Raw genomic sequence first — 14,906 nt, 5'->3', positions numbered from 1 at the left:
CCGAAACGTTCCCGCACTTCATTATATACAAAACCACAGAAATTGAAAAGAACTTTTACCGGTTATTTCTGTTCCAGATATTTTTTCACATATTTACCGGTGTAGGAAACCGGATTCTCTGCTACTTCCTCCGGAGTTCCTCTGGCAATTACCGTTCCGCCTCTGTCACCGCCTTCCGGTCCGATATCAATAATATGATCTGCCGTCTTGATCACATCCAGATTGTGCTCAATGACCACAACGGTGTTTCCTCCTTCAGACAGACGGCGCAGGATCTCGATCAGCTTGTGGACATCCGCAAAGTGCAGTCCTGTGGTAGGCTCATCCAGGATATAGATCGTCTTTCCGGTACTGCGCTTGCTGAGTTCTGTGGCAAGCTTGATACGCTGTGCTTCTCCTCCGGAAAGAGTGGTGGAGGGCTGACCCAGACGGATATAGGAAAGCCCTACATCATACAAGGTCTCGATCTTTCTCCGGATCGACGGTACATTCTCAAAAAATGTCAGTGCTTCTTCCACAGTCATATTCAATACATCATAAATACTCTTGCCCTTATACTTCACTTCCAGAGTCTCACGATTGTAGCGTTTGCCCTTGCAGACTTCGCAAGGCACATATACATCCGGAAGAAAATGCATCTCGATCTTGATGATTCCGTCACCGCTGCAGGCCTCGCACCGTCCGCCCTTGACATTAAAACTGAAACGGCCTTTCTTGTAGCCCTTTGCCTTGGCATCTGCGGTGGCTGCAAAAAGATCACGGATCTGGTCAAAAACTCCGGTATATGTGGCAGGATTGGAACGGGGAGTTCTTCCGATCGGGGACTGGTCGATATTGATCACCTTATCCAGCTGATCGATACCCAGGATGTCATCATGTTTCCCGGGGATCACTCTGGCACGGTTCAGGTCTCTGGCAAGTCTCTTGTACAAGATTTCATTGATCAGAGAGCTCTTACCGGAGCCGGAAACACCTGTGATACAGGTCATCACTCCCAGAGGAATATCTACGTCGATATGCTTCAGGTTGTTCTCTGCCGCACCCTTTATATGAAGAAATCCGATTGGTTCCTTCCTCACTTCCGGTACCGGGATCTTCAGCCTTCCGCTTAAATAAGCTCCTGTCACAGACTGCTCATTTTTCATCAGATCCTCAGCTGTCCCCATTGCGACCAGTTGTCCGCCATGTTCTCCGGCTCCGGGGCCGATATCGATGACACAGTCTGCAGCACGCATGGTATCTTCATCATGCTCCACCACGATCAAGCTATTGCCAAGATCACGGAGACGCATCAGTGCCCCCAGAAGCTTGTCATTATCTCTCTGGTGAAGCCCGATACTCGGCTCATCCAGGATATATGCAACCCCCACAAGCCCAGATCCGATCTGTGTGGCAAGACGGATCCTCTGAGCCTCTCCACCGGAAAGGGTTCCGGTAGCTCTTCCAAGTGAAAGATACTCCAGGCCAACCTCTGCCAGAAATCCAACCCTGGCGCGGATTTCCTTCAGGATCTGCCTTCCAATAAGCTCCTGCTGCTTTGAAAGCTTCAGATCGCGGAGAAAGCCCTGCAGCTTCTGTACCGGCATATTGGTCACTTCATAAATATTCTTATCCGCCACGGTCACTGCCAGTGACTCCTTCTTCAGCCTCTGTCCCTTACATGTGGTGCACGGAGTAATCCGCATAAAGCTCTCGTATTCCTGCTTCATGGCCTCGGAACCGGTTTCACGGTATCTCTGCTCCACATTGCGGATCAGTCCCGGGAACGCCACATCGTAAACGCCCTCTCCCCGCTGTCCTTTATAATAAACCTTCACAGAATGACCGCCGGTACCGTGGATGAGGATATCCTGGACCTTCTTCGGATACTCACAGAAAGGCGTATCCAGAGAAAACTCATATTCCCTTGCCAGAGCATCCAGGATCGCTCTGGAAAAGCTTCCCTGGGTGGTACAGGACTGCCATCCGAGAACAGCGATAGCTCCTTCATTGATACTCCGTTTCTTATCCGGGATCATCAGATCGATATCAAATTCCATCTTATATCCAAGACCCAGACACTGGGGGCAAGCACCAAACGGATTATTAAAGGAAAAGCTCCTGGGTTCGATCTCATCAATGCTAATGCCGCAATCCGGACAGGAAAAACTCTGACTGAAATTCAGAAGCTTCCCGTCCATAGTGTCTACTACCAGCAGACCATCCGCCAGATCCAGCACGGTTTCAATGGAACCGGAAAGACGCTTCTCTATTCCCGGTTTCACAATAAGTCGATCCACAACGATCTCAATGTTATGTTTGATATTCTTATCCAGCTTGATCTCCTCAGAAAGCTCATAGAGATTTCCGTCGATCTGCACTCTCACATATCCGCTTCTTCTGGCCTGATCCAGAAGTTTAACATGGGTTCCCTTGCGGCCTCGCACTACCGGTGCAAGAAGCTGGATCTTCTGGCGTTCCGGAAGCGTCATGATCTGATCCACCATCTGATCTACCGTCTGTTTGCGGATTTCCCTTCCACATTTGGGACAGTGCGGGATTCCCACACGGGCATACAGAAGTCGGAAATAATCGTAGATCTCCGTTACCGTACCCACTGTAGAACGGGGATTCCGGTTCGTTGACTTCTGATCAATGGAGATTGCCGGCGGAAGGCCCTCGATACTCTCCACATCCGGTTTCTCCATCTGTCCCAGGAACTGCCTCGCATAGGAAGAAAGTGACTCCATATAACGTCTCTGTCCCTCTGCATAAATGGTATCAAATGCAAGAGATGACTTACCGGAGCCACTGAGTCCGGTAAGTACCACAAACTGGTCTCTGGGAATATCGACGCTAAGATTCTTAAGATTATTCTCATTGGCTCCGCGTATCCTAATAAAACGCTTCTTATCGTTTGCTTCTGCTGACATGAAAGCCTCCTACTCTGTCCGGTCATAAAAAATACTCCGGTATTCTTCTCAACAGCAGAATCTACCTCTCTTATTCCGCTGTAAAACTTCTGATTTTTTATCAGTATACCGTCAGAACATCCGTTCGTCAAGGTGAAAAAATCGACAAATTTTTCTACAGCAGAAAATCCGCCATCACTCCATTGCTCACATGGATTCCCTTTCTCGAAAGATATATCCTGTCTCCTTTTTGTTCCAGCATTCCGATCTCCAGATGTTTTTTCAGGACCTCTCCGTAAACGTTTTCCATATTTTTTCCGAAATATTCCGCAAACGCTTCCATTGAAACGCCCTCTGTCATCCGAAGCCCCAGAAACATAAACTCAGCCATCTCATCTGCCTCTGTAAGGCTTTCCATATTCTGGCGGATCTTATCCGGAAACGCACTGTTTCCAATATATTCCTTCATATCCGCAGTATTGGAAAAACGCATATGCTCCAGAAGTGAAGACGCCCCAAGTCCCAGTCCCAGATAATCGATCCTCTGCCAGTATCCCTTATTATGACGGCATTCCCGTCCGCCTTTCGCATAATTGGAGATCTCGTACTGATGAAACCCATATTCCTCCAGGATCCCTGCCGTATTCTCATACATACGGTACTCCGTATCCTCATCCGGCAATTTCAGCTTTCTCTCCCCGAAAGGAGTGCCTTCCTCAATGATCAGACTGTAGGCGGAAATATGTTCCGGCGAAAGCCCTGCCACCGTGCGGAGATTTTTTTCCCAGTCTGCATAGGTCTGTTCCGGAATGGCACTCATCAGATCAATATTGATGTTGGAAAAGCCTGCATCCCTTGCCATAAAAAAGCTCTCCTGAAACTCTTCCCACGTATGGATCCTTCCAAGGATCTTTAATTCCCGATTCTGCGGGGACTGAAGTCCCAGACTCAGTCGGTTGATCCCGTGTTCCAGATATATTTGAAGTTTTTCTTTATATAAAGTCCCCGGATTTGCTTCGATGGTGATCTCAGCATCCGGGGCCACAAAAAACTTATTTCTGATCTGATCCAGCATCTCTCCAACAAGAGACGGATCCGGCACGGAAGGTGTTCCTCCGCCGATAAAAACTGTGGTGATCTCCCTGTCTGAAAAATCCGGAACAGCGGCAATCTCCCTTTCCAGAGCCTGGAAATATTCACGCTGCCTCTCTTTTCCGGCAGGTCCGGAAAGGAAATCACAGTAATCGCATTTTTTTACACAAAACGGAACATGGATATAGAGCTCCAGCGTTTTTTTCGCCTCATTCTCCATCCATGGCTCCTTCCTCTCCACCACTACCTGATGTATCATTATCCTCATCGGAGCTTGTATCTTCACCGGCACTATCCGCATTATCCGTACTTCCGTCTGAAGCAGCCGGTGTCGGTGTCACGCCATCGATCCCCAGTGCCTCGCTGCCGTTTTCTGCCAGGTACTCATTGACCATTGTCAGATTTCCATTGCTCGTCACTGCATCCGGATCTACGGTTTTCGGATCAGGAGTGGCAGTCGGTTCCGGCGCTGTACTGATTTTGATCACACTTTCCTCTTCTGCATTTTTCTTCTTTGAACCACATCCGGTAAGCAGAGCTCCTGTTATAGCCAGAAGTCCTGCTGCCAGAAACAGTTTTTTTATATTTTTTTTCAAAAAGTCATCTCCTATTTATCATCCAGCTTCAGGACACTCATAAATGCCTTCTGCGGGATCTCCACGTTACCTACCTGACGCATACGTTTCTTACCTTCCTTCTGTTTTTCCAGAAGCTTCTTCTTACGGGAGATATCTCCACCGTAACACTTGGCAAGTACGTCTTTACGCATGGCTCTTACCGTCTCTCTGGCAATGACCTTGCTTCCGATAGCTGCCTGGATCGGGATCTCAAAGAGCTGTCTCGGGATCTCGTCTTTCAGCTTCTCACACATCTTTCTTCCACGCTCGTAAGCAGTATCTGCATGCACGATAAAGGAAAGAGCATCCACTTCTTCTTTATTCACAAGGATATCCAGCTTCACAAGCTCACTTCTCTCATATCCGTCCAGTTCGTAATCCAGGGATGCATAACCTCTGGAACGTGATTTCAGTGCATCAAAGAAATCATAAATGATCTCGTTCAGCGGCAGTCTGTATTTCAGGAGTGCACGGGTTTCTTCCATATATTCCATGCCTTCATACTGACCACGTCTCTCCTGGCAGAGATCCATGATCGCACCAATGAACTCTGTGGTTACCATGATCTCCGCCTTCACCATAGGCTCTTCCATGTATTCGATCTCTGAAGGATCCGGAAGGTTGGTGGGATTGGTCAGCTCGATGATCTCACCATTGGTTTTATAGACCTTATAGATAACACTCGGTGCTGTAGTTACAAGATCCAGGTTATACTCTCTCTCCAGACGCTCTTGGATGATCTCCAGATGAAGAAGTCCCAGGAAGCCGCAGCGGAAACCAAATCCAAGGGCGACCGATGTCTCCGGTTCATAATAAAGGGAAGCATCGTTGAGCTGAAGCTTCTCCAGCGCGTCACGGAGATCGCCGTACTTGGCACCATCTGCCGGATAAAGGCCACAATAAACCATAGGGTTTACCTTCTTATATCCCGGAAGTGCCTCTGCACAGGGGTTGTCCGCATCCGTTACCGTATCACCCACGCGGGTATCACGGACATTCTTGATGCTGGCTGTGATATATCCGACCATACCTGCTGTCAGCTCGTCACACGGGATAAACTGACCCGCTCCAAAATATCCAACCTCCACAACCTCCGTGGTGAATCCGGTCGCCATCATATGGATCCTCGTGCCCTTTTTCACACGTCCGTCCTTCACTCTGCAAAATACGATAACACCCTTATAAGGGTCATAAACAGAGTCGAAGATCAGAGCCTTCAGAGGTGCATCCACATCCCCCGCCGGCGCCGGGACCTTATTGACGATCTGCTCCAGGACCTGGTCTACATTCAGTCCTGTTTTTGCGGAGATCTGCGGTGCATCCTGCGCTTCAATTCCGATCACATCCTCGATCTCATTGATAACACGCTCCGGATCCGCACTTGGAAGGTCGATCTTATTGATCACCGGAACCACATCCAGATCATGGTCCAGTGCCATATATACATTGGCAAGTGTCTGAGCTTCGATTCCCTGTGCTGCATCCACAACAAGGATCGCTCCGTCACAGGCAGCAAGGCTTCGGGAAACTTCATAGTTAAAGTCCACATGTCCCGGGGTATCGATCAGGTTAAAAATATACTCATTTCCGTCCTTGGCTTTGTATACAATACGAACCGCCTGGGATTTGATGGTGATCCCTCGTTCTCTCTCAAGGTCCATATTATCCAGAACCTGGGCCTGCATTTCTCTCTCGGTAAGAAGTCCCGTCATCTCGATGATACGGTCCGCAAGTGTTGACTTGCCATGGTCGATATGTGCAATGATACAAAAATTCCGAATTTTACTCTGGTCTATCATTCAGGAAGTCCTCCTTAAATTTCTCTCGTATAAAGCGTTCAGAACGCATATTTTTCCATACTGCTTTTTATCATATCATATTTCAGCCTTCTTTGTCACTGCCTTTCAGAACTCTGTTTAAGATATCTGCAAATGGTTCCATGGCATTTCGGACTTCCTCCACGGTATTTGTCTGTGCTCCGGCCTCCAGAAGCAGGGCCCGTGGCTTAAGATGCAGATTATAGCGAAGACCTGCCAGATAGATCCCCCGGTAAAGATCGGGGTAATACTGTGCCGCCTGATATTCCAGCTGAAAGGAAAATGCCAGATTCTCTTCTATGTAAGGATTGGGCAGATAACTCACTGCCCCCTGACTGACTGTATAGCTTAATCCATTATAAAAAAGCAGCTGAGCAGTAGGTTTTCCATTCACCTGCGTTACCAGATGACGCTCATCCGGCACACCATCTCTGTGAAGGTCGATCACAACTTCAATGGTGGGATTTTCTTCCAGCACTTTTTCTATGGATGCCCTGGCATAATCATAAGCCTTGCTCCTGTCCAGTGTTCCTCCCATCATATCAAAGGCATCTGTTATATGAATGACCTGGTATCCATATGTTTTTTCCAGAAGTTCAGTAAGATGATCTCCCACTCCTACGATGGTGTCCTCAGTCTGTCCTTCTCTTGAATCTGCAAAAGCCTCCTGGGAATGGGTATGATAGATCAGGATCTGGGGTACCGATGAATCCTTTTTAACGGACAGATCCTCCTTCAGAAAACGGGGCGCACTGATCTGCTGCGCATTCGTTTCCGTATTGGAATCCAATATAAAAAACTGATTCATCACATAGTCAAAATCTGCCAGTTTCGCCTGAGACAAGTCAATCTGCGGATGTGGCAGTGCCACAGTCTCCTGTTCCTTCGCAGTATTTTCACCGGATCGGTTCTCCTCTGACGGAGGAGTCTCCGGTTCTGTGTCCCCCGGCTCCGTAGCTTCCTGTTCTGAACCTCCCGGCTCTGTAATTTCTGGCTCAGCAACTTCCTGTTCTGTATTTCCCTTAACAGTCTCCTTTTCATTTTTTTTGCCGGCAGAGGATTTTTTCCCTGCCATTTCTGCCTCTTCCGCTTCTTTCTTTTGAATTTCTTTTTTCTTTTGAAGCTCTTCTTTCTTCTGAAGGGCTTCTTTCTTTTCCACTTCTTCCGCCTCGGCCATCAGCAGCGTCTCCTGCTCTTTTCGGTTCTCTGCTTCCACTTCTTCACCCAGATGCTCTGCGTTTTTTTTCTGCAAAAGCATCTCTGTTTCCCGGTCTCTGCCATTTTCCTTCTGCAGAGCTTTCTTTTCCAGAAAGCAATACAGCGGCAGCTGTCTGTAGATCTCACCATGCCTGAAAAAATCTCCCGGAAGGACAGCCACCACCCCCAGGAAGATCAGGCTCAAAACCACGCAGAAAGCCCTCTGGATATTCGTCACCCACGATCACCTCTTATGGTATTTTATGACCTGTCCTCTTCGATTAGACTATCGGAAAAAGCCAGATTCAGTCCCTCGGAAATGGTAAAGCTTAAATATCGTACCGTTTCATCCACATCCTTTGGTGTTACAAACATGGTGTAAAGCTTCGGTGAGATCATTTCTTCCAGAAACTCCTTCTGCTCATCTTCCTCCAGCGCCTCCAGAAGCTCTGCCATGGAATCATGGACAATAGTAGCCGCATCCACCACAGTCGGAACACCGATCCCGATCACACGGACCGAAAGATTTTCTTCATTCAGGCCTTCCCTGTGATTCCCCACGCCGGAGCCCGGACTGATCCCGGTATCCGTGATCTGGATCGTCCGGTTAAGTCTTGTCGTACTTCTGGCCGCCAGCGCATCTACGGCGATCACCAAATCCGGCTTTGTCTCCGAAACAACACCCCGAACAATTTCCAGAGTTTCCATTCCGGTCTGTGCCATCACACCCGGAACGATCCCGCTGATCTGGTGCATTTTCATATGTTCATTGCTCTTCAGCCCATATTCCCGGATCACATGCCTTGTCATATGAAGGTTGGAAACTGCACGGGGGCCAAGGGAATCCGCAGTGATCTCCTGATTTCCAAGCCCTACCACCAGGATCGACTGCTGCCGTCCAAGATCGATCAGCTCCCTTAAATGATGTGCCACCTCTTCCGAGATCTCCCTGTGATAATCCTCATCCGGAACGGAAAGATCCGGTGCCTCAATGGTAATATAGGTTCCCTGTGGTTTTCCCATGGTCCTGGCTCCGTTTTCCGTTGTGATCCGCACTACGGTAGTCCGAACATCCTTTTCCTCATCGTATCTTTCCCTGATCTCTACTCCACGTACTTCTACATTTTCCTCCTGAAAGCGTTCCGTTGCTTCCAGCGCCAGGTCTGTTCTGATTCTGCTCCTTCCAGCCATACTCTCATCCTCTTTTTCTGTAAGATTGCAAAGACTTTTCCACTGCTATCTGCAGCTTTACCGGTGTTTTCCCTTTCATTATTTCCCTTTTTCCCATAAATATGTATCATTTCCCCTTTCCCACACAGTATCTGGTATTTTTTGCATATTTTTTTGGAATTTTTGCAAAAAACATCTTGACATTCCTGTGCACGTATAATAATATATATAAGCATGTTTCATAGGAGCGCCCGTGTCTGTTCCTGTGAATGTAATTTAATATTATATTTTTAAGGAATCGGAGGTGTACGAATTGGCTAACATTAAATCCGCAAAGAAGAGAATCTTAGTTAACAGCACTAAGGCTGCAAGAAACAAAGCAATCCGTTCTGCAGTTAAGACTTCCATCAAGAAAGTTGAGACAGCAGTTGAGAATAAGGATAAGGCAGCTGCAGAGGTTGCTCTTAAGGACGCAATCTCCACAATCAGCAAAGCTACATCCAAGGGCGTTTATCACAAAAATAACTGCGCCAGAAAGATTTCCCGTCTTTCCAAAGCTGTCAACAGCATTGCGTAATAGACCACGGAATATTTTAGTTATAAGCTTATAAGTAAAAGGAAAGACAGTCGAACCGTCAGCGACTGTCTTTTTTGTATATAGATTTCTGTTTTGTATATAGATTTCTGCATTGACCAAAAGGAGTTTTTTATGATATCCCATCCCTTTCCCTACCGCATTATCCGCAGCAGTCGGAAAACCCTGGCGATCCAGGTCAGCGTTTCCGGTCAGGTAACTGTCCGCGCTCCACACACAATGCCAGATTCCACCATCCATCGTTTTCTCTCACAGAAAGAAAGCTGGATCCTGAAGCACCTCTCCCACGCCGCCTCCAGGCCGGCACAGCCCCCGAAAGAAAACCCGCCTCTTTCGGAATTCCGCCGCAGTTATTATATGGAATCCGCCAGAAAAATATTCAAAAGAAAAACCGCAGCCTACGCCAGAAAAATGGGCGTAACCTACGGCCGTATCACGATCCGGGAACAAAAAACCCGCTGGGGAAGCTGCACCAGCGAAGGAAACCTGAACTTCAACTGGCGGCTGATCTTCGCCCCGGAAAAAGTCCTGGATTATGTTGTAGTACACGAACTTTCCCACAGAAAAGAAATGAATCATTCCCCTGCCTTTTATGCAGTGGTGGCATCTGTGATGCCGGAGTATAAAGCCTGCGAAAAATGGCTCAGGGACAACGGAGCGACCCTGTGGCAGAACCCGTCTCCGTAAAACTCAGGCTCTCACTGCTCTCGCCGAGCTGTACTTCACGATCAGAAGCTCCACGCTGAGCACATCTCCAAGTGTACCTGTCTTTACCGCCTCTTCCGCATCCACAAAATCCCGCACAGCATTCTCCAGCTCTTCCACAGTGTAGGATCTGGCACAGGATGTCAGGTTCCGCACAACAAAAGAGGGTACTCCTAGTTTGGAAGCGATCTCGGTCTGAGAAAGACCCTCCTGTGACATTTTCTTGGTCAGGCAGATCTGACGAAACTGTTTCGCCAAAAGAAACAATATCCGCATCGGCGGTTCCCGAAGAGTCAGAAGGTCATAGTACAGATCCAGGGCCCGCTTCTGGTTCTTCTCCGTCACCGCACGCACCATATCAAAGATCTTATTGGTTGTCTGCGTGGTACAGACAGCCTGGATATCTGCAGCCGTCACAACATCTCTTCCGACCGTATAGGAGATCAGCTTTTCCAGCTCCATCCTTATATTTCCCATATCTGTTCCCGTCATGGTCAGCAGAAGCTCCACATCTCTCTGGGTGATCCTGCGGCCATTTTTTCCAAGGATCCCTGCTGCCCACCGCATAAGAGTCTTTTCATCCTGCTGTTTAAATTCCCCGATGCTGCCGCAGGCTTTTACCGCCTTATACATACGGCTTCTTTTATCTACCTCAGACTCGCAGAACACCAGATACAGATAATCAGGCAGAGCTTTCATATAATCTGCCAGTTCCTCACATTTGTTCTTAAAGAATCCCGTATCCTCAAGAAGGACTACTCTTCGCTCTGCAAAAAAGGGCATGGTATCACAAAGACTCAAAAGCTCCCGGACATCGATCCCCTTCCCCTCATATCTGGTAAAATTCATGGTATCATCGTCCGGGTTCAGAGCCTTCACCAGATTTCTTTTATATTGTTGTTTCAGATAGGCTTCCTCACCGTAAAGGAGATATGCCTGCTTAAATTTTCCTGTTTTAATATCTTCCTGAATATTCTTCAATCTCTGTACCCCTGTCTGATTTTCTCTGTAATCCAGTTTATACGACAACTGCCGGAAATGCAACACCCAAGCAAAAATTTGACTTTCCACCGGATTCATGCTACTGTAAACAGGTACATATTCCGGCAGATCCGTTCTGTCAGCGAAATATGTGGAAGGGAGTGTTCCATTATGGAAAAAAGAAGAAACAGCAGAACAAGCAACCTGAAGAGCGCAACCACCAAGGCCAAAGCTACCGTGAAATCAACTGTAGAAAAGATTGAAAAAACACCTGCAGCTGAAAAAACCGTTAAAGCAGTCAAAAAGGCAACAGAGACTGTAGCAGCCAAGGCACCAGAAGTAGTAGAAGAAGTTAAGAACACTGTAAAAAATCATAAGATCAGCGGCATCACACTTGAAATTTTTGAGACATCCATCACAGTTGCCGACCTTGAGGCAGCTGTTAAGAAAGATGCAGAAGCAAAGGGCCTGAAAGGCAAAGAGCTCCACATCTATGTAAATGCAGAAGAAAGAGCAGCTTACTACACTGCTGACGGAGAGGGTTCCGACGATTACAGGATCGATCTGACCACTCTGTAAGCTCCGGCGGATCTGTTCCACGATCACTTACTATGCCGGTCTGTCTGTGACATTCCGGAAACGCAAAAAAGCCATGCACAGGACATTTTCATCCGGTCCCGCTGCATGACTTTTCTTTTTTATCTTTTACTGGATCTTTTTGATCCAGTCTCTGGAGCAGCCTACTGCAGCTCTCCAGCCTTTTACCATGGCATTTCGCTTCTCGTCATCGATCTCCGTGCGGAAAATACGTTCCACATCACGACTTTCCAGTACTGCCTCCTTGCTTTCCCAGAATCCCACAGCAAGACCTGCCAGATATGCGGCACCAAGAGCAGTTGTCTCAATACATTCCGGACGTTCTACAGCCACATTACTGATATTGGCCTGAATCTGCAGGAGAAGGTTGTTTGCACTTGCTCCGCCGTCTACACGAAGAACTGCAAGGTCACTTCCTGCATCTTCCTTCATAACCTCCAGCACATCATTGACCTGATATGCAAGTGATTCCAAAGTCGCACGCACAATATGATACTTATTTACACCACGGGTCAGCCCCACGATCGTGCCGCGGGCATACTGATCCCAGTAGGGAGCTCCAAGTCCCGTAAACGCAGGCACGACGTAGCAGCCGTTTGCATCCGGTACCTTTCCCGCAAAATACTCGGTATCCGATGCGGAATCCACCAGATGAAGCTCATCACGAAGCCACTGGATCGCAGCACCAGCCACAAATACGGATCCCTCCAGAACATAAGTGATCTCTCCGTTAAGTCCCCATCCGATGGTTGTAACCAGCCCGTTATTGGAAAATACCGGTTTATCTCCTGCATTCATCAGAAGAAAGCCACCGGTTCCGTATGTATTCTTGGTTTCACCTTTCTCAAAGCAGGCCTGTCCGAACAGCGCCGCCTGCTGGTCCCCGGCAGCACCGGCTACCGGGATCCTTCCACCGAAAAAGGATGGATCTGTCTCACCATAAATCTCACTGGACTCTTTTACCTGCGGGAGCATGCATTTCGGAATATCAAGCTCCTCCAGGATCTCATCATCCCACTCCAGTGTATTGATATTGAACATCATCGTTCTGGATGCATTGGAATAATCTGTTACATGAACAGCTCCCTTGGTCAGCTTCCAGATCAGCCAGGTCTCCACGGTACCAAACAGAAGCTCTCCCTTCTCTGCTCTTTCGCGGGCACCCTCCACATTATCCAGGATCCATTTTACCTTGGTGGCAGAAAAATACGCATCAATAACAAGTCCTGTTTTCTGACGGAATTTTTCTTCCAGTCCCTTTGCTTTCAGACTGTCGCAGTATTCTGAAGTTCTTCTGCACTGCCATACGATGGCATGATAAACCGGCTGTCCCGTATTCTTATCCCAGACAATAGTGGTCTCTCTCTGATTGGTGATACCGATCGCTGCAATATCCTCTGCCGTTGCCTCAATCTGGTTCATAGCCTCTCTGGCAACAGAAAGCTGTGTGGACCAGATCTCACCTGCATCATGCTCTACCCATCCCGGTTTCGGAAAATGCTGGATAAACTCCTTCTGCGCCACACTGCGGATCCTTCCGCTTTCATCAAAAAGAATACAGCGATTACTGGTCGTTCCGGAATCCAGCGCCATAACATATTTTGCCATATAAAAATCCTCCAATACATTTCTTGGCTGCGGCTCAATGCCTCTGCAGCCTCATAATTTCCATACCTTCTGATTTGTAGTGGAAACCGCTGCTGCCCCCGCACCCAGGGCTCCCATCACATCCTCCTTATCGGAGATCAAACCGCCTGCGATCACAGGCACCTTGCTTGTTTTACATATCTGTTTAAGAATCTTCGGCATCAGCCCCGGCAGAACCTCTACCACATCCGGCAGCTGCTCATGCTGATTTCCCAGATTCTCAATATTCTTGATCGCCATGGAATCAATAAGGAAAAACCGCAGAACTGTATACATTCCAAGCTTCTTCGCCCTGTTGATCATGGATGCTTTTGTTGAAATGATCCCATCTGCATGGATATTTTTACAAATATAATCCACAGAAACCTCTTTTGAGCTTAAACCTGTGATCAGGTCTATATGTGCCATCGCGATCTTCCCCGCCTGGTGGATCCGCTCCACAATTCCCCCAATAGAACGGATATCTCCATACAGGATAAAGATCACGGTAAGCTCCTCCCTGCCCAAACAGTTCTGAAGCCCCTGCTCATCCTTTACAGCCGCTATGATCGGGTTCGCCTCGATCGCGTCCAGAAATTCTTTGTTCATCTTCTCTCTTCCTCCGCAATGTTCACACAATATCATTTTATCTCCGCGCATTATTTGAAGATATTATTCTTATTGTATCAGTTTATTGCTTCAAAGACCAGACGCATTTGCCAAATATATCTGTTTTATTTCCGGCTGTATTACAATTCTCAGACAATCTTGTTCTCTGGCAAAAGAAGGGAAGCCCCTATGGACTTCCCTTCTACAGATACATTATTTCTCAAACGGGAATTTAAACTGTGTAAGTCCGAATTCATCGCGAAGTCCGATAAACTCTTTCTGAACTGCCTCTGTCACCGGAACTCCCTTATCCTTACGATACATCCATACATCATATTCCTTCTCGCCTGCTGTGTAGATACGCTCCTGTCCAGGAGCCTTCTCGGAGCCTCTCAGGTCTCTCAGGATATCACCGCATGTTTTCTTGAATGCCTCTGCACCCATAAATGCCTCTGTGTCGATAGCAATAAAGAAATGTCCAAGATGATATGGACGGATCTTTCCTTCCTCATCCTTACCATCCAGAGCTTTCAGGAAGAGACCGGACTGAAGAGCAGCGGAAAGGATCTCAACAACAGTAGAGTATCCGTATCCCTTATATCCTCCGGTTGTCTCACCAAATCCACCGAGAGGAGCAAGTGCTGCCTGCTGGCTTCTGATCTTCTTAAGGATCTCTGCACTATCTGTAAGCTCCTCTCCTTCTCTGGAAATAACAAGACCCTTAGGAGTATCATGGTTGATACGTGCGTAGTATTCGATCTTGCCATTCTGGATAACAGATGTTGCACAGTCCAGTGTAAACGGGAACGGCTCATCTGTAGGCATACTAAATGTCAGTGGGTTGGTTCCAAGCATATTCTCAACACCAAATGTCGGTGCAACGGATGGTCTTGCGTTGGTACCGCTGATACCGATCATATTCTCTTTTGCTGCGAGACCTGTCCAATATCCTGCGATTCCATAATGGGAAGAGTTACGGACTGCAACCATACCCATGCCGTATTTATGT

General features: G+C 47.6%; 13 protein-coding genes. 3 read left to right on the top strand and 10 right to left on the bottom strand.

Annotated elements, in window-relative coordinates; all coding sequences use genetic code 11:
- Window positions 1–62: 62 nt before the first annotated feature.
- The 6 genes from uvrA to gpr form a co-directional block, all read right to left on the bottom strand.
- Window positions 63–2,912 (bottom strand): excinuclease ABC subunit UvrA, encoded by a 2,850-nt coding sequence (gene uvrA / locus AB5026_RS11990; RefSeq protein WP_368213386.1) that lies wholly within the window; start codon window positions 2,910–2,912, stop codon window positions 63–65.
- 154 nt (window positions 2,913–3,066) lie between these two features.
- Complete coding sequence (gene hemW / locus AB5026_RS11985; RefSeq protein WP_368213384.1) at window positions 3,067–4,203, bottom strand: radical SAM family heme chaperone HemW; 1,137 nt, start codon at window positions 4,201–4,203, stop codon at window positions 3,067–3,069.
- Window positions 4,193–4,579, bottom strand: coding sequence for a hypothetical protein (locus AB5026_RS11980; RefSeq protein WP_021651885.1), 387 nt, complete (start codon window positions 4,577–4,579; stop codon window positions 4,193–4,195). The genes hemW and AB5026_RS11980 overlap by 11 nt, the downstream gene beginning before the upstream one ends.
- An 11-nt stretch (window positions 4,580–4,590) precedes the next feature.
- Window positions 4,591–6,399, bottom strand: coding sequence for a translation elongation factor 4 (lepA, locus tag AB5026_RS11975; RefSeq protein ID WP_021651884.1), 1,809 nt, complete (start codon window positions 6,397–6,399; stop codon window positions 4,591–4,593).
- Between the two features lie 82 nt (window positions 6,400–6,481).
- A complete protein-coding gene (locus tag AB5026_RS11970; RefSeq protein WP_243113513.1) occupies window positions 6,482–7,852 on the bottom strand; it encodes a stage II sporulation protein P in 1,371 nt (456 codons plus the stop codon).
- A gap of 23 nt (window positions 7,853–7,875) precedes the next feature.
- Entirely contained in the window at window positions 7,876–8,805 is a 930-nt protein-coding gene (gpr, locus tag AB5026_RS11965; protein ID WP_173740720.1) for a GPR endopeptidase, read from the bottom strand.
- 292 nt (window positions 8,806–9,097) lie between these two features.
- Here gpr and rpsT point away from each other — a divergent pair, with 292 nt between their 5' ends.
- Together rpsT and AB5026_RS11955 are read left to right on the top strand one after the other, a co-directional pair.
- On the top strand, window positions 9,098–9,361 hold the full coding sequence (rpsT, locus tag AB5026_RS11960; RefSeq protein ID WP_022426951.1) for a 30S ribosomal protein S20: 264 nt from the start codon (window positions 9,098–9,100) through the stop codon (window positions 9,359–9,361).
- Window positions 9,362–9,493: 132 nt separating this feature from the next.
- The gene (locus AB5026_RS11955; RefSeq protein WP_173740721.1) at window positions 9,494–10,066 is read left to right on the top strand and encodes a M48 family metallopeptidase; all 573 of its coding nucleotides are present in this window, start codon (window positions 9,494–9,496) and stop codon (window positions 10,064–10,066) included.
- 3 nt (window positions 10,067–10,069) lie between these two features.
- Here AB5026_RS11955 and holA read toward each other — a convergent pair whose 3' ends face one another.
- Window positions 10,070–11,065 carry a DNA polymerase III subunit delta gene (gene holA, locus AB5026_RS11950; protein WP_368213382.1) on the bottom strand — a complete coding sequence of 332 codons (996 nt, stop codon included), beginning with the start codon at window positions 11,063–11,065 and terminating at the stop codon, window positions 10,070–10,072.
- A 171-nt stretch (window positions 11,066–11,236) separates the two neighbouring features.
- Between holA and AB5026_RS11945 the strand changes: the two genes are divergently transcribed.
- Entirely contained in the window at window positions 11,237–11,644 is a 408-nt protein-coding gene (locus tag AB5026_RS11945) for a DUF6465 family protein (protein ID WP_015527442.1), read from the top strand.
- A gap of 126 nt (window positions 11,645–11,770) precedes the next feature.
- Here the strand turns inward: AB5026_RS11945 and glpK are convergent, their stop codons facing one another.
- The 3 genes from glpK to AB5026_RS11930 all read right to left on the bottom strand — a co-directional run.
- Window positions 11,771–13,270, bottom strand: coding sequence for a glycerol kinase GlpK (gene glpK, locus AB5026_RS11940; RefSeq protein ID WP_022426947.1), 1,500 nt, complete (start codon window positions 13,268–13,270; stop codon window positions 11,771–11,773).
- Between the two features lie 51 nt (window positions 13,271–13,321).
- Window positions 13,322–13,897, bottom strand: a complete 576-nt coding sequence (locus AB5026_RS11935) for a glycerol-3-phosphate responsive antiterminator (protein ID WP_114002061.1) — start codon at window positions 13,895–13,897, stop codon at window positions 13,322–13,324.
- A gap of 213 nt (window positions 13,898–14,110) precedes the next feature.
- Window positions 14,111–14,906: Ldh family oxidoreductase (locus tag AB5026_RS11930; protein WP_368213381.1), on the bottom strand; the 796-nt coding region annotated here is incomplete at its 5' end.

The organism is Blautia sp. RTP21359st1_E11_RTP21359_211015, assembly GCF_040910705.1.
Taxonomy (GTDB): Bacteria; Bacillota; Clostridia; order Lachnospirales; family Lachnospiraceae; genus Blautia_A; species Blautia_A fusiformis.
Note: the sequence above shows the minus strand (reverse complement) of the source record. Positions and strands in the feature narration are given on the sequence as shown.